Genomic DNA, 283 nt, shown 5'->3' on the forward strand with positions numbered 1-283 from the left:
ATCGCTGGCAGTAGTTGACAATCGAAGTCTTGTTCTGGACCAGATAGGTGCGAAGATTGGTGATCAGCTCATATAGGCGCCTAAGCTTGTTGCTGGTGTCGGGCAAACCGGGATACTGGTCCAATTGGGCGAGCAGATGCTTTACCGTTCTGGTCGCCTCCCTGACATACCCGCTCCAAAGGAGATGCCGCATCCTCGGCACATGAACCGCGACGTCGCGAAGGTAGACGTTCAGRTCTTGCCGATGTCTGATGCCCTCCCAGGCCTGTTCGATGTGCCGAAG

General features: G+C 55.7%; 1 pseudogene. It reads right to left on the minus strand.

Features of this window, described 5'->3' with window-relative positions:
• A pseudogene (locus ASC97_RS29410) lies at positions 1-283 on the minus strand (hypothetical protein); the annotation flags it as partial.

The sequence above is a fragment of the Rhizobium sp. Root1203 genome (assembly GCF_001424945.1).
Taxonomy (GTDB): domain Bacteria; phylum Pseudomonadota; class Alphaproteobacteria; order Rhizobiales; family Rhizobiaceae; genus Rhizobium.